14 protein-coding genes and 1 pseudogene are annotated in these 13,760 nt (G+C 68.0%); 6 read left to right on the top strand and 9 right to left on the bottom strand.

Annotated elements, in window-relative coordinates:
• Window positions 1–11 precede the first annotated feature (11 nt).
• Window positions 12–266 (top strand): hypothetical protein, encoded by a 255-nt coding sequence (locus ACQPYM_RS08685; protein WP_433017584.1) that lies wholly within the window; start codon window positions 12–14, stop codon window positions 264–266.
• A 137-nt stretch (window positions 267–403) separates the two neighbouring features.
• Entirely contained in the window at window positions 404–1,870 is a 1,467-nt protein-coding gene (locus ACQPYM_RS08680; RefSeq protein ID WP_433017581.1) for a glycoside hydrolase family 76 protein, read from the top strand.
• Here ACQPYM_RS08680 and ACQPYM_RS08675 read toward each other — a convergent pair.
• From ACQPYM_RS08675 to ACQPYM_RS08665, 3 genes and pseudogenes are all read right to left on the bottom strand, one after another.
• Complete coding sequence (locus ACQPYM_RS08675) at window positions 1,867–2,628, bottom strand: acyltransferase domain-containing protein (RefSeq protein WP_433017578.1); 762 nt, start codon at window positions 2,626–2,628, stop codon at window positions 1,867–1,869. The genes ACQPYM_RS08680 and ACQPYM_RS08675 overlap by 4 nt on opposite strands.
• On the bottom strand, window positions 2,628–3,638 hold the full coding sequence (locus ACQPYM_RS08670) for a Gfo/Idh/MocA family protein (RefSeq protein ID WP_433017575.1): 1,011 nt from the start codon (window positions 3,636–3,638) through the stop codon (window positions 2,628–2,630). Before ACQPYM_RS08670 ends, ACQPYM_RS08675 begins: the two co-directional genes overlap by 1 nt.
• A 127-nt stretch (window positions 3,639–3,765) precedes the next feature.
• Window positions 3,766–4,665, bottom strand: a pseudogene (locus tag ACQPYM_RS08665) (substrate-binding domain-containing protein); the annotation flags it as partial.
• 228 nt (window positions 4,666–4,893) lie between these two features.
• On the opposite strand from ACQPYM_RS08665, the gene ACQPYM_RS08660 reads away from it, so the two are divergent.
• The gene (locus ACQPYM_RS08660; protein WP_433017572.1) at window positions 4,894–5,790 is read left to right on the top strand and encodes a polysaccharide lyase; all 897 of its coding nucleotides are present in this window, start codon (window positions 4,894–4,896) and stop codon (window positions 5,788–5,790) included.
• A 62-nt stretch (window positions 5,791–5,852) separates the two neighbouring features.
• On the opposite strand, the gene ACQPYM_RS08655 is transcribed toward ACQPYM_RS08660, so the two are convergent.
• Complete coding sequence (locus ACQPYM_RS08655) at window positions 5,853–5,981, bottom strand: hypothetical protein (RefSeq protein ID WP_433017570.1); 129 nt, start codon at window positions 5,979–5,981, stop codon at window positions 5,853–5,855.
• 325 nt (window positions 5,982–6,306) lie between these two features.
• On the opposite strand from ACQPYM_RS08655, the gene ACQPYM_RS08650 reads away from it, so the two are divergent.
• Together ACQPYM_RS08650 and ACQPYM_RS08645 are read left to right on the top strand one after the other, a co-directional pair.
• The gene (locus tag ACQPYM_RS08650; RefSeq protein ID WP_433017567.1) at window positions 6,307–6,804 is read left to right on the top strand and encodes a DUF2505 domain-containing protein; all 498 of its coding nucleotides are present in this window, start codon (window positions 6,307–6,309) and stop codon (window positions 6,802–6,804) included.
• A 100-nt stretch (window positions 6,805–6,904) separates the two neighbouring features.
• Window positions 6,905–7,096 carry a hypothetical protein gene (locus ACQPYM_RS08645; RefSeq protein ID WP_433017564.1) on the top strand — a complete coding sequence of 64 codons (192 nt, stop codon included), beginning with the start codon at window positions 6,905–6,907 and terminating at the stop codon, window positions 7,094–7,096.
• Between the two features lie 62 nt (window positions 7,097–7,158).
• Here the strand turns inward: ACQPYM_RS08645 and ACQPYM_RS08640 are convergent, their stop codons facing one another.
• A complete protein-coding gene (locus ACQPYM_RS08640; RefSeq protein WP_433017561.1) occupies window positions 7,159–8,022 on the bottom strand; it encodes an esterase/lipase family protein in 864 nt (287 codons plus the stop codon).
• Between the two features lie 138 nt (window positions 8,023–8,160).
• On the opposite strand from ACQPYM_RS08640, the gene ACQPYM_RS08635 reads away from it, so the two are divergent.
• The gene (locus tag ACQPYM_RS08635) at window positions 8,161–8,850 is read left to right on the top strand and encodes a TetR/AcrR family transcriptional regulator (RefSeq protein WP_433017558.1); all 690 of its coding nucleotides are present in this window, start codon (window positions 8,161–8,163) and stop codon (window positions 8,848–8,850) included.
• Here the strand turns inward: ACQPYM_RS08635 and pruA are convergent, their stop codons facing one another.
• The 4 genes from pruA to ACQPYM_RS08615 form a co-directional block, all read right to left on the bottom strand.
• Window positions 8,851–10,479 carry an L-glutamate gamma-semialdehyde dehydrogenase gene (pruA, locus tag ACQPYM_RS08630; RefSeq protein ID WP_433017555.1) on the bottom strand — a complete coding sequence of 543 codons (1,629 nt, stop codon included), beginning with the start codon at window positions 10,477–10,479 and terminating at the stop codon, window positions 8,851–8,853.
• A gap of 230 nt (window positions 10,480–10,709) precedes the next feature.
• Window positions 10,710–11,642 carry a Ku protein gene (locus ACQPYM_RS08625; RefSeq protein ID WP_433017553.1) on the bottom strand — a complete coding sequence of 311 codons (933 nt, stop codon included), beginning with the start codon at window positions 11,640–11,642 and terminating at the stop codon, window positions 10,710–10,712.
• A 37-nt stretch (window positions 11,643–11,679) separates the two neighbouring features.
• Complete coding sequence (locus ACQPYM_RS08620; RefSeq protein ID WP_433017550.1) at window positions 11,680–12,228, bottom strand: DUF6912 family protein; 549 nt, start codon at window positions 12,226–12,228, stop codon at window positions 11,680–11,682.
• Window positions 12,225–13,751, bottom strand: a complete 1,527-nt coding sequence (locus ACQPYM_RS08615; protein WP_433017547.1) for a WS/DGAT/MGAT family O-acyltransferase — start codon at window positions 13,749–13,751, stop codon at window positions 12,225–12,227. Before ACQPYM_RS08615 ends, ACQPYM_RS08620 begins: the two co-directional genes overlap by 4 nt.
• Window positions 13,752–13,760: the final 9 nt, after the last annotated feature.

Here is a 13,760-nt window from a genome sequence, read left to right as displayed (position 1 = left end):
AGCAACTGTCGGTGGACGATGCCGAACTACAACTACGTGCCGCGGGCATCCAGCACGCGCAAGCCGCGATCAACGAAGCCGCTCTGCCCGACGAAGGCCCCAGTGAACTGCTGGACGCATCGACGTTCGATCCATGCGCTGTGCGATTGGCTCCCACCGACCTGGTCCGCCGCAGGGCCCGTGGTCGCGCGGTGGCCATCTCGGTCACCAGCGCGCTGGCCGTCGCCATCCTGGTCTCGCTGATCGCCTTGCAAACACCCTCCTGACGCCATCTCGCGCGACTTTGTCACCGGGTGATGTTGCCGAAGCCCGTCCTCTCCGCGATGCACTCCGCGTATTGACGGTTTCACCCAGCGCGTCTATTTTCGTGAAACCGCTCTTCCTACCGCCCCAGGGAGAACTCATGCTCGTTGGAATCGTTTCCGCCGCTGCTCTGACCGCCCTGTCCATCCCGGCCGGCGCACCCCCACCGGCCCCCGCGTCCACTCCGGCGGTGACCGTGTCGACCCAGGCGACCATCTGCAACAAGTACTGCGATGCCCGCGATCCCGCGCTCTCTCCGGGCGACCGCTCCCCGGTCTCGGCGACGATCTTCGGCCGAACGGTCCGGCTGCACTTCGACGACGCGGACGCCATGGGCTGGGCCTCGATCGAGAACGGCAACCCGGGTGACGAGGTCTGGCTGGATCGCTCGATGGACGGCGGCCGGACCTGGTCGACGGGCAGCCGGCTCGGCAACACCGTAGTACCGGCCGGGCAACGTGGTTGGCGGACCCAGATGTTCAACGTGGACGACTGGAACAACCACGGTGTCGGTGCCCTCCGCGCCTGCGGAAAGGCCGGCGACCGGGCAGACATCGCCTGTACTCCGTGGGCGCGGACCACCTGGAATGCGGGCGACCGCCGAACGGCTGCCGCCACAGCGCAGATGCAGTTCTACAACTACTCGACCGGCCTGTTCGACACCACCGGCTGGTGGAACTCGGCCAACGCGCTGAACGCGATCATCGATAACGCCCGCGTGACCGGGATGGGGAGCTACCGCTACGCGATCGGGCGGACGTACGACCTGAATCTCAACGCTCAGCAAGGACAGTTCCGCAACGACTACATCGACGACACCGGGTGGTGGGGACTCACCTGGATCGCGGCGTACGACCTGACCGGCGAGACCCGCTACCTCCAGACCGCGAAAGCCGACGCCGACCACATGGCGGCGTACTGGGACAACACCTGTGGCGGTGGAGTTTGGTGGAGTCAGGCGAAGACGTACAAGAACGCGATCTCCAACTCGCTCTACATCCAGCTCAGCGCAGCGCTGCACAACCGGATCGCGGGCGATACGACGTACCTGCAACGGGCGCAGAACGGGTGGGCGTGGTTCCAGCAGACGGGCATGATCAACAGCTCGAAGCTGGTGAACGACGGCATCGACCTGTCCACCTGCAAGAACAACGGAGATGTTGCCTGGAGCTACAACCAGGGTGTGTTGCTCGGGGCACTCACTGAGCTATCGCGTGCCACCGGCAACAGTTCGTACCTCACCACCGCCCGGCAACTCGGCGACGCCGCCACCACCTCCCCCAGCCTGAGCACCACTGACGGCATCCTGCGGGAGCCGTGCGAGGGAGGTGACTGCGGTGGCGACGGTCCGTCATTCAAGGGAGCCCACGTCCGCGGTCTCGGCAAACTGAACGCGGCCCTGCCCGACCGTCCCTACACGACGTACCTCCGCCGGCAGGCCGACCGCGCGTTCGCCGCCAACCGTACGCCGATGGACCAGTACGGCCTGCGCTGGTACGGGCCCATCGACAAACTCGACGCCGCCCGCCAGCACAGCGCCCTCGACCTCCTCAACGCGACCCCTTAAGGCAGCTCGACCGAGCCGAGGACGTGGTACCAGTGGTTGCCTGCGGCAAGGTGATCGGCGATGGCCCGCTGCAGCGTGGTTTGCCGGGGCAGGTTCGGTCCTGCCCCGGTGCCGAAGATGAACTCCACGATCTCGTCGTCGCCGGGCTCGCCTCGGGAGAGCAAGGTGAAGCGGCGTTGGAAGCGGAGGATGTTCGAGTCCACTGGGAGGTAGTCGGCGAGCTGCGGGTCGAGCAGCCAGGAGCTGCAGGTGGCGCGGTCGTAGTGTTCTTCGGGGAAGTGCTTGGCGAAGAAAGGCTTCGCGGCGGCGAACGACTCGTCACAGGCGGCAGGCGTGAGCGGTCCGTCGCCTGGGATGTGGACTTCCAGGACAGGCTCGGCGCGATCGAACTGCAGCCTGCCCAAGCGGTAGAGACTGCCCCGGATGTGGCGAGTGAACCAGTGATGCCTGGTCACTTCACCTTGGCGAACTCTGGATCCGAACTGAGCCAGGGTCGCCCGCGAGATCTCCTCGGGGATCCCTTGTTTCGCGTGCCATTCGCGGACCTGCGGGAGCACGGCCAGGTATGCGTGCAGAGGGCAGCCATCGGCGGGCCAGTTCACCGTGCTGGTGAGGGTGCCGAGATCGTCGAGTAGGGCCGCGGTCACCTCTTGCAGAGCCTGCCATTGCTCCGGAGTGCGATCCGGGTCCGGCATCGACGCGATGATCGCCGCATGTTCCTCCTCCGGCACGTCCAACCAGCGCAGTTGGTCCCGCATCACCGCTGCAGCAGTTCCGCCACGTGCGGGACCGCTACCTGGTCACCGAGCTCCGACGATTCGTAGATCGCGAGCGCCGTCGCGACCACGGACTGGCCGTAGCCGCCACCGACGGCCGGGTCCCGATCCTCTCGACAGGCCTCGACAAAATCCGCGAGCTGGTCGGCGAACGCAGTACCGATCTCGGCTTCGGCTGCCCGCAGCAGCTGGGTTCCTTCAGAGTCGCGGTAGATCCACAGTCCATCGCGCCGCGACAGTCGCAACGCGCCTTGCTCGCAGACGATCTCGGTCTCGTCGTGGAACGGCAGGCCGGTGCCGGCAAGCGACAGCGAGACCCGCAGTCCGTTCTGCAGTTGCAGCAACGCCAGTGCTTCGGTCTCGACGGCCAGCGCGGGTTTCCGCACCACATGTCCCAGCACGCGGGTGGCGGGAGCTGCACCGAGCCACTGCGCCTTGTCGATGCAGTGGATGCCGACATTCATGACAATGCCACCACCGGCCAGCGCCGGGTCGAAGAACCAGGCCGGCCTCGACTCGGGCGAGTAGTGCGCAGTACGCCGCTCTGTCATCGTCAGCGGCTTGCCGAGTTCCCCTGCGATCAGCAGCCGCCGCGCCTTGGCTACAGCGGGCAGGAAGTGGATGACGTGCCCCACGCCCAGCCGTACGCCGTACTGGGTGCAGGCGTCGATCATCATCAGACAGTCGCTGATGCTCGTGGCCATCGGCTTCTCCACCAGGACATGCAGGCCATGGCGGGCCGCGTCGACGGTGATCGACGCATGCAGCGTGTGCGGCGCCGTCACGACAATCCCGTCCAGCTCGCAAGACTCGAACATCACCAGGTGGTCGTTGAACGCGAGGGCGCCCGTCCTGGCGGCCAGCTCTCCGGCCGCCTCGAACCGCGGATCGCAGACCGCCGTCACCTCGACCTCGGGCTGGGCGGCGGCCGCCTCGGCGTGCAACAACGCCACTCCGCCCGCGCCGACGAGGCCGAGCCGGAACTTGGTCACTGAGCAGTCCTTCCACCACAGGAAGCGCGGATCTCCAGTCGCGGTCGCAACCGGACCTGATGAACAGGGGTCGTCTCCCTTTCGTCAACCGCTTGAGCAGCAACTCGGCCGCGAGCGCACCCACCTCGGCCTTGGGCGGCGAGACGGCGGTCAGCGGCACCTCACCGAGATCGGCCACTTCGTCGTCATAGGCAACGAGTGCGAGGTCACCCGGTACGTCGAGGCCGAGCCGCCTGGCGTGCAGGACCAGCGCCGAGGCATCGCGATCCCCCAGACAGAAGACCGCGCTGACCTCGTTGTCGGCGCAGACCCGGGTGTAAGCGGCCAACTCGTCGGGCGACCACTCCTCGCGTCGCTGGCACACCGCCGCGATCGCGGGCAGGCCGAAGTCGGCGATCGCCTGGTCGAAACCCGCCTGTACCGCGTCCGCAGTACCGGTCCGAAAGCGTCCCAAGTGTCCGATGCGGTGGTGGCCGAGCTCCACCAAGTGCCGGACGGCCGCATAGGCACCGGCGTGGTGGTTCGTGCAGACGAAAGGTGTCGCGTCGTCGGGCGCCGGGTTGGGCGGCCGCCGCTCGATCAGGACATACGGAACGGGTAGGCCGGGAAGGGTTTCGAAGTACTCCGCTGGGTTGTCCATCAGGTGCAGATTGGGGACCAGCAGGAGTCCGGCGACGCCCGCTTGCACCAGTTGCTTCGTCTGCTCGGCCTCAACCGTCAGGTCGTACTCGGAGCTCGACAGGATCACTCGTACGCCGGCCGCGCTGAGCACTCGCTCGACGCCCTCGATCACCTTCGGGTAGAAGTACGAGGTCGAGGGGACGAGCACTCCGACGAATCGGCGCCGCGGGAAGCTGTCGCCGGGCACCGCGAGCACATAGGTGCCGGAGCCTTGGCGTCGCAGTACGAGGTCTTCCTCGATCAGCAGGTCGACTGCGCGGCGAACGGTGTTGATCCCGACCTCGTAGGTCACTGCGAGCTCGTGCTCGGTCGGCAGGCGATCGCCCACTGTCCAGCGGCCGGTCATCAGCTGCTCCCGCAGCCGGGTCGCGAGCGTCCGGAACTTCATCCCCCGGGGCACCTCGTCGAGACCGTGCTCGCTTGTCATGCCGATCATCCTGAGTGGGAATTCATCCCTGGTCAAGGCATGTATTAGGAATGATTTTCAGTCCATTGACGCGGTTTGCCGCAATCGCCATGCTGACCGGCACGGCAATTGCCCAGTAATTCATTCTCTCAAAGGAAGGTTTCCAGGATGAGAAGAATCAAAGCACTGGCTCTGCTCACCGCCCTCACCGCTGTCATCGCCGGCACCACCACCCAGGCCAGCGCCGCCCCGGCTCCCGAACCGAAGCTGAGCACGTTGCGGGTGAACACCTTCGAACGGCCGGCGAAGGGTACGGCGTACACGCTGGCGCAGTGGCGCGCCGACGGCTGGACGGCCGGCTGGGCGGAGGGGATGGACACCCGGAGCTGGATCGACGGCGACAACTTCCGCCACTCCGGCACGAAGTCCCTGCGCATCTTCTATCCCAAGGGGAAGATCGGCCCGGCCGACTCGGGGGCGCAGATTCCACTCGACCTGAATCCCAGCCGGGAGTACTACGTGTCGCAGTGGGTCAGGTTCAGCAGCGGCTTCAGTTGGGGTACGACCCAGTTCGCCGGCAAGGTGGGGGTCGGCCTGGCCGGCGGGAAGGCGTGCTCGGGCGGCGTACCGTGCGATGGCTACAACGGGTTCACTTCGCGGCTGATCTGGCGGAGCAGCGGCCAGGCCGCGATCTATTACTACAGCCTCAACCACGCGGGCGAATACGGCGACTACGTCAATCTGACGGATGCCTCCGGGAGCGGTATCAAATGGCCGCGAGGGAAATGGGTGAATGTCGTCCAGCGGGTCCGGGTGAACACGGTGACGAACGGCACCGCGAATCCCGACGGCCAGATCCAGGTCTGGTTCAACGGCGTCTCGGCCGCCAACATCTCCGGCCTGCGTTTCGTCCGCAACGGCGACCTGGTCGACCGCGCCTACTTCTCCTCCTTCGCCGGCGGCGCCACCACCGACTTCGCGCCCGCCAACGACTCCTGGATCTGGTACGACGACCTCAAAGTCTCCACCCGACGCTCCGACATCTGCGAACTCTCGTCCTGCTGATCCAAGGACCACTCTGCGCACCGGCCAAGAGGCGCTCGGCCGGTGCTCAAAGTGGGAGTGGGTCAGGCGTGCCCGACGAGGATCCACATGTAGTCGTGGTTCTTCACCGGGAAAGTCGCGGTTTTGCTGCTGATCTCCTGGGTCTTCTTGCAGTCCGAGGTGGTGTGCGCCACCGGCGCCGCTGTCCTCACGGACAGGAGGTAGGGCCGTTTCCGGCCCGCGCAGCCGCCAGCTTGAGCGTCAGTCCGCAGCTCTGAGCGGAGCACATCCTGTCGTTCGGGACAGCCTCGGCCTAGGCGGGCGCAGCACAACCACCGGCATCTCCCATGGAGCTGCCCCCGGCAACCTGCGGCAGGAGACAAGCCGCAGGGCGGGCACCCACCGCGACGTAGGAGCGGCAGCAGACGGGTGGGTGGGAGCGGCCGGAGCTGGGAGCGACGTAGGAGCGAGCGGCGTAGGGCGCGCGGGGCGTCGTACGGCTGCTGGTGACTGGGGGGTGGTGCCATGATGTGCGGCATGGAGCTGAAGATGTCGGCGTCTTATGACGCCACCCCTGAGGAAGTCTTCGCGATCGTCACCGACGCCACCTTTCGCGAGCAGGCCTGCGAGAAGACCAAGGCGTTGTCGTACGACGTCAAGGTGAGCGAGTCCGGTGGTGACACCGTGGTGCGGGTGCAGCGGGAGATGCCGGCCGACGACGTGCCGGACATCGCGCGCAAGTTCGTCGGGCAGACGCTGACCGTGGTGCAGACCGAGACGTGGCACGCGGCGAACGCGGACGGCTCGCGGAAGGCTGACGTGAAGGGCGAGATCGCCAACACGCCGGTCACCCTCAAGGGCACCGCCACCATCACCTCGACCGGGGGTGAGACCGTGCAGTCGATCGAGCTGGACGTGAAGGTCTCGGTTCCGCTGATCGGCAAGAAGATCGAGCCGTTCGTGGTCGAGGCGATCCGCAAGGGCCTGCAGAAGGAGCACGACCTCGGCCGCGACTGGCACAACGGCACCAACTGATCCCGGCCCACTCGCCGAAGTCCGCTGCGGCGAGTGTCGCTGACCGCCTCCGCCCACCTCCGATGGCAACCTGGGAAGGACTATCGGAGGTGGGTTTCTGATGCGTACCCGACGCCGCGCACCGATCGACGACTCCCGGTACTGCGTGCTGTGCGATGACGTGGTGGAGTTCGAACGGGTCGAACCGGGCGATCATCCAGCCGACGACCCGTCGGACGAATGGATCTGTGTGTCCTGCGGCACCGCCGTCTTGATCGGCCCCGCGGCCCAGCCACTCCACCGCACCGCCTGACCAACAAGCACGGCGCGGATGCCGGCCACCCCTGCGACCGACATCCGCGCCACCCCCAGGCTCTACAGCGCCGGACCGAATCCGCACACGACCCGCGAAGCATGTGCCGGGTCGAGCGCATTGGAGACCAACTGCGCGACGGTCGGGTCGAAGGCAAGCCCGACATGGCCGACCGGGTCGAACGGACAGGTGTCCTGGACGAACTGGTTCTTCACCCCGGGCTCGCGGATGAACGAGGTCTCGTGCGGTGTCACCAGGGCGTCGAACTTCGAGGCGATCACCGTGTACTTCACGCCCGGCTGGGCGATCGGGCCGGCCGTCAGTTTGGCGACCTCCGACCCACCGACGATGAGCTCGCCACAGGCGGGACAGCCGTACTCCCGCAGTACCTGGTCGACCAGCGGGCGCAGTCCGAGGTAGTCGCCGACGCTCACCAGACCGCCGAACGTCGTACCGTGCGTGGGCGGCGCGAGCGCGACCACCTTGCCGACCTTGGCGGCGTACCCGCGGACCTTCGGGCCGTAGATGCTCTGGAAGCCGCCTTCGGAGTGACCGACGAGGTCGACCTTCGCGGCGCCTGTGCTGGCCCGGACGCGATCCACGAACGCCTCGATCTGCGCCGACGACTGGACGATCGAGATCGTGCCGCCGACGGGAATGGCCGGCGTGGCCTGACCGTAGGTGAGCGTGTAGGCGCAGTAGCCCTTCGCCGCGAGGTACGGACCTAGGTACGAGTAGTTGCCAGGGCCGTTGCCGCCGAGCCCGTGCAGGAGCACCAGTGGGTTCGGATGCGCGGCAGACGGCTTGCAGGTCCAGTTGTCGAAGCCAGAGCTGGGCGCTGCGGCCTGCGCCGAGGCAGTGACGGTGGTGGCGAGCAGTGCGGCAGCCAACAGGCCTGCCGCGGTACGCCGGAGAACGTTTCGCATGACGGCTCCCGAGGGGCAGTGTCGTTCGGTGACGACGGGATGACCGACAGTGGAGCACGTCTTCGAGTTAGGAACAAGAGCTCGTGTTCATAACTCGGCGACTGGTTAGCAACCAGCCACTGGGGGTAGCGTCTGGCCATGGGGCGAGTGATCAGAGGCCTGACGGCCGAACAGCGCAAGGCGGAGCGACGGGAACAGTTGCTCGACGCCGCGCTGGACCTGTTCGCGCTTCACGGCTACCTGGGCACGTCGATCGAGCAGATCTGCAGTACGGCGTACGTGGGCACGAAGAGCTTCTACGAGGTCTTCGACGGTCGTGAGGACTGCTACGTCGCGCTGCTCCGGCGCACGTCGGAGCGGTTGCAGGCGGACATGATGGCGGTCGCGGCACGGGCCGAAGGCAACGAACGCCAAGCGGCGCCGGGCATCATCTCGGCCTTCGCGCACGCCTTGCTGGACGATCCGCGCGTCGCCAAGGTGACCTTCGGCCAGGCGGGCGGCATCTCCGCCACGGTCGAGCGGCAACGGCGTACCAACCGTCGCTGGGCCGCCGCCTTCCTGGAACAGATCTGGGACCGGTACGACGCCGCGCCGGCCGACTCCGAGCCGACGCACCGGGCCCGAAGCGGCACGAACGGGGCTGAGCCGCCGGACGAGCTCGACCGGCAGGGACGGCACGCGATCGCGATCGGGCTGGTCGGCGGGCTGTTCGACCTGATCGCCGACTGGCTGCTCGACGCCGACCCGACCGTCCCCGACCAGGTGGAGAGCCTGATCGAGGACCTGACGTCGTTCTACATCACCGTCCGGCGGGGACTGACCTGCTGATCAGCCCTGGTGCGGGTAGCGGTAGTCGGTCGGCGGGGCGAAGGTCTCCTTCATCGACCGCGGGCTGGCCCAGCGGATCAGGTTCCACATCGAGCCGGCCTTGTCGTTCGTCCCGCTGGCCCGCGAGCCGCCGAACGGCTGCTGGCCGACGACCGCGCCGGTCGGCTTGTCGTTCACGTAGAAGTTGCCGGCCGCGAAGCGCAGGTACTCGGCCGCCTCGGCGATCGCGGTCCGGTCCTGGGCGATCACCGCACCGGTCAGCCCGTACGGCGCCGCGTTCTCCATCTGCCGCAGGACCGTGTCGTAGTCGCCGTCGTCGTAGACGTGCACGCCGAGGATCGGGCCGAAGTACTCGGTGGTGAAGATCTCGTCGGTCGGGTCGTCGGAGACCAGCAGCGTCGGCCGGACGAAGTACCCCTCGGAGTCGTCATAGGTGCCGCCGGCAATGACCTCGATCCCGGCCGCCTGCTGGGCCCGGTCGATCGCGGTCTTGTGCTTGCCGAACGCCTTGTCGTCGATGACGGCGCCGATGAAGTTCGACAGGTCGGTGACGTCGCCCATGGTCAGCGAGTCGGTCTCGGCGGCGATGTCGTCGCGGATCTTGTTCCACACGCTGCGCGCGACGTACGAGCGGCTGGCGGCGGAGCACTTCTGGCCCTGGTACTCGAAGGCGCCGCGGACCATCGCGGTCTTCACCACGGCGGGGTCGGCCGACGGGTGCGCCAGGATGAAGTCCTTGCCACCGGTCTCGCCGACCAGCCGCGGGTAGGTCCGGTACGACGCGATGTTGGCGCCGACCGTGGACCAGAGCGACTGGAAGGTTTTGGTGGAGCCGGTGAAGTGGATGCCGGACAGGTCCGGGTGGGTCAGGGCGGCCTTGCTGACGTCCATGCCGTCGCCGGTGACCAGGTTGATCACACCGGCCGGAAGCCCGGCGGCCTCGAACAGCCGCATCGTCCAGTGCGCCGCGAACTGCTGTGTCGGCGACGGCTTCCACACGACGGTGTTGCCCATCAGCGCGGGCGCGGCCGGCAGGTTGCCGGCGATCGCGGTGAAGTTGAACGGGGTGATCGCGTAGACGAAGCCCTCGAGCGGGCGGTAGTCGACCCGGTTCCAGATCCCCGGCGAGGAGACCGGCTGGTCGTTGATGATGGTCCGCGCGAACGAGACGTTGAACCGCAGGAAGTCGATCAGCTCACAGGCCGCGTCGATCTCGGCCTGCTGGACCGTCTTCGACTGGCCGAGCATGGTGGCGGCGTTCAGGGTGTCGCGCCAAGGGCCGGCCAGCAGGTCGGCGGCCTTGAGGAAGACGGCGGCGCGGTCGTCGAAGGACAGCGCGCGCCAGGCCGGGGCGGCCGCGAGCGCGGCGTCCACGGCGGCCTTGCCGTCGGCCTCGGTGGCGTTGCCGAGGTGACCGAGCACGTGCGCGTGCTTGTGCGGCTGGACCACCGCGATCTGCGCCCCGCCGCCGAGCTTCTGCTCGCCGCCGATCGTGCAGGTCAGGTCGATCGCCCCGGCCGCGTTGAACTCCTTGAGCTTCGCCTCCAGGCTGCCGCGTTCCGGCGAGCCGGGCGCGTAACCCCGGACAGGCTCGTTGACAGGCGTCGGTACTGCGGTGACGGCATCCATGGTGGGGCGCACTCCTCGGTCGGCTCGACTGGTTCCCGGCGGTCCGGCGCGCCCGATCGGGGCGACCGTGACACGTCGCGTTCCTCATGCTGCCATGTCCAACCGCATACCACGAACCTGACAGGTCTTAGCCGGCCAAACTTCCACGGACAGCTAGGGCATGTCTGATTGTCAGACATGCCCTAGGCCCAGGGCACCGTGCGGTGTCCTGGGCGGAGTTCGGAGTGTGATCAGGCCGACTTCTTGGTGGCCTTCTTGGCTGCGGTCTTCTTGGCTGGGGCCTTCTTGGCGGCTGCATTCTTGGCTGGGGCTGCCTTCTTGGCCGCGGCCTTCTTGGCCGGGGTCGCGTCGCCCTGGCCGCCACCGCCGGAACCACCGGCCGCGCGGCGCGCCTTGGCGGCTTCGACGGAGGCGCGGAGTGCGGCGACCAGGTCGACGACCTCGGCGCCCTCGGCCTCTTCCTCCTCCGCCTCGGGCAGCGGTACGCCGGCCGCCTTGGCCTCGACCACCTGCTCCAGTGCGTGCCGGTACTCGTCGTGGTACTGGTCCGGGTCGAACTCGCCCCGCAGGGTGTCGATGTACGACTCGGCCATCGCCTTCTCCTGCTTGCGGATCTCCACGTCCTCGTCCGGCGCGGCGAAGGCGGAGTCGCGGACCTCGTCCGGCCACAGCATCACCTGCAGGACCAGCACGTTGTCGTGCGTCCGGAGCAGCCCGAGGCTCTCCCGCGACCGCAGCGCGACCTTCACCAGCGCGTACAGCTCGGACCCCTCGAGCGCGTCCCGGAGCAGCACGTACGGCTTGGACCCCGGGCCACCGTCGGCGGCCAGGTAGTACGACTTGCCCAGGTAGAGCGGGTCGACCTGGTCGGCCGGCACGAACTCCAGTACGTCGATGACCTTCTTGCTCGACAGTGGCAGGTCGGCGAAGTCCTCCGGCTCGAGGATCACCATCCGGCCGTCGGCCATCTCGTAGCCCTTGCCGATATCGGAGTACGGAACCTCCTCGCCGCACTCGGAGCAGACCCGCTTGTACCGGATCCGGCCGCCGTCGGCGACATGCACCTGACGGAAGGAGATGTCCTTCTCCTCCGTCGCCGAGAACACCTTGATCGGGATCGTCACCATCCCGAACGAGATGGCGCCCTTCCAGATCGCCTGCATCGCCATCAGCTCCCTGTCAGCTCGTCACCCGGCCGGCTCAGCCGGTCAGGTCCCGCGTTCCCCGGTGCGGCCCCTCCGCCGCGAGGAAGTCCGGGATCTCCTGTGTCGCGTACCACAACAGGTCTTCACCTTCGCACGAGTCGAGGGCGAAGACAGCGTCTTCGTGGCCCGGATTCGCGGTGTCTCCCTGGGCCACCTCCCATAGCTCGGCGGCCTTGGCGACCACCTCGACGGCGTCGTCGCCGTCCACATGCGCCGCCGCGACCGTGGACCACGGGATCACCACATTCAGCTCCAGCCGGGCGTCACCCAGCTGAGCGGCACCGTCGGCCGGCGGAACCGCCGACACGTCGCAGGCCACCACGACCCGCTTCCGCGCCGCACTCGGGTCGGCCGCGAGCAGCCCCACTGAGGCCCGCGCGGCCTGCTCCATCGCGGCGTACTCGAGTTCCTCGTCGTCCGCGCTCGCGAACCACTCGCGCAGCGCGGGCGTCACGGCGTACGCGAGTTGCGGCGCCGGACCGAACTCCCCCGCGTGACAGGCGGCGTCGAGCAGCGGAATGGTGGATGGGAGGTAGATCCTCATGAGCCCGCCTTCTTGGGACCTCGGGATGGTGCCGCTGACTTTCCCCGCCCCACCGCTTCGGCCTTGTCCGGCTTTCCGCGCCCCAACCCCGTTTTCCGGCCGCGCGAGGCGCGGCTCCGGCTGCCCTTCGTGGTGTCCAGCAACTCGTCCAGCGCGTCAGTGACGCACTGGGCGAAGACGGCCAGGTCGGGCATCGCCGTGCGGTCGGCGTTCAGCCCGAAGGACACCTTCCCGTCGTACGACGTGACGCCCACCGACAGGCCCTGCCCCGGCATCAACGGCACCACCGGGTACGACGCCAGCATCGGCGCGCCCTGGGCGTAGAGCGGGAACTGTGGACCGGGCACGTTGGTGATCACCACATCGTCGATCGGCCGGACGGTCGCCGTCGCGACGCGTGCCGCCAAAGCGTGCAGCGTGGTCGGCGCGAAGCCGGCGATCCCGACCAGCGACCTGGCGCTGACGGCGCGACCGGTGTCCTTGTGGACCTTGGTCTGATACGAGATCTGATGCAGCCGCATGACCGGCGAGTTCTCCCCCACCGGCAGGTTGACGGTCGACGAGATCACCCGCGAGCCGAGCGAGGTCGGCTCCTCCTCGTCGTCGTCCCGAATGCTGACCGGTACGACGGCCCGGACGCCGCGGGTCGGGCTGACCGACTCACCCCGGGTCATCATCCAGGCCCGGAGCGCACCGGCCACCACGGCCAGGATCACGTCGTTGACCGTGCCACCGTGCATCGCCCGGACGGCCCGGTAGTCCTCCAGATCGGTCTGGACGGTGGTGAACCGGCGCTGCCCGGACGTCTTCACGTGCAGCGAGCTCTCCTGGACATGCCGCTGCGCGACCACCGAGCCGACCACGTCGCCCAGCACCTCACGCACGGACGTCGAGCCGGTGAGGCTGGCCATCTCGGCCCGCGCCAGCTCCAGTACTGCGGTCGGGTGGCGGGTCGCGTCGGCGAAGACGCCCGCGAGCAGCTCCAGCGCGGACGGTGGATGCGCGGGCTGCCAGGTGTCGGTGGGTGTGTCGCGCGGATGCGCGGTGGAGTCCAGGACGACCTGGCCGATGTCCACCGTGCTGTTGCCGTCGACAAGCGCTTGGTGGGACTTCGCGATGATCGCGAACCGGTCCCCCTGCAACCCCTCGACCAGGTACATCTCCCACAACGGCCGGGCCCGGTCGAGCCGGCGCGACATGATCCGCGCGACCAGCTCGAGCAGCTGGGCGTGCGTGCCGGGGCGCGGCAGCGCGGACCGGCGTACGTGGAAAGTGATGTCGAAGTCCTCGTCGTCCACCCAGATCGGGCCGGCGAACCGGCCCGGGATCTGCTGGATGCGCTGCCGGTACCGCGGCACGAAGGCGATCCGGTCGCGGATCAGCGCGACCAGGCTCTCGTAGTCGAACCCGTCGTCGCCGTGCACCGGTGGCTCGAAGATGTCCACCGTGCCGACGTGCATCGGCGTGGCCGGACTCTCGGCCTTCAGGAAGGTCAGGTCCAGCGACGTCAACCGGTCCGGCATCCGGGCCCT

Source organism: Kribbella sp. CA-294648 (assembly GCF_050943845.1).
Taxonomy (GTDB): domain Bacteria; phylum Actinomycetota; class Actinomycetes; order Propionibacteriales; family Kribbellaceae; genus Kribbella.
Note: the sequence above shows the minus strand (reverse complement) of the source record. Positions and strands in the feature narration are given on the sequence as shown.

What these genes read in the sequence shown, in the direction of transcription:
- pruA (WP_433017555.1), bottom strand. Translation starts at nt 10,479, where the DNA reads ATGGATGCCGTCACCGCAGTACCGACGCCTGTCAACGAGCCTGTCCGG.
- ACQPYM_RS08625 (WP_433017553.1), bottom strand. Translation starts at nt 11,642, where the DNA reads ATGCAGGCGATCTGGAAGGGCGCCATCTCGTTCGGGATGGTGACGATC.
- ACQPYM_RS08615 (WP_433017547.1), bottom strand. Translation starts at nt 13,751, where the DNA reads ATGCCGGACCGGTTGACGTCGCTGGACCTGACCTTCCTGAAGGCCGAG.
- ACQPYM_RS08620 (WP_433017550.1), bottom strand. Translation starts at nt 12,228, where the DNA reads ATGAGGATCTACCTCCCATCCACCATTCCGCTGCTCGACGCCGCCTGT.
- ACQPYM_RS08635 (WP_433017558.1), top strand. Translation starts at nt 8,161, where the DNA reads ATGGGGCGAGTGATCAGAGGCCTGACGGCCGAACAGCGCAAGGCGGAG.
- ACQPYM_RS08680 (WP_433017581.1), top strand. Translation starts at nt 404, where the DNA reads ATGCTCGTTGGAATCGTTTCCGCCGCTGCTCTGACCGCCCTGTCCATC.
- ACQPYM_RS08675 (WP_433017578.1), bottom strand. Translation starts at nt 2,628, where the DNA reads ATGCGGGACCAACTGCGCTGGTTGGACGTGCCGGAGGAGGAACATGCG.
- ACQPYM_RS08640 (WP_433017561.1), bottom strand. Translation starts at nt 8,022, where the DNA reads ATGCGAAACGTTCTCCGGCGTACCGCGGCAGGCCTGTTGGCTGCCGCA.
- ACQPYM_RS08650 (WP_433017567.1), top strand. Translation starts at nt 6,307, where the DNA reads ATGGAGCTGAAGATGTCGGCGTCTTATGACGCCACCCCTGAGGAAGTC.
- ACQPYM_RS08645 (WP_433017564.1), top strand. Translation starts at nt 6,905, where the DNA reads ATGCGTACCCGACGCCGCGCACCGATCGACGACTCCCGGTACTGCGTG.
- ACQPYM_RS08660 (WP_433017572.1), top strand. Translation starts at nt 4,894, where the DNA reads ATGAGAAGAATCAAAGCACTGGCTCTGCTCACCGCCCTCACCGCTGTC.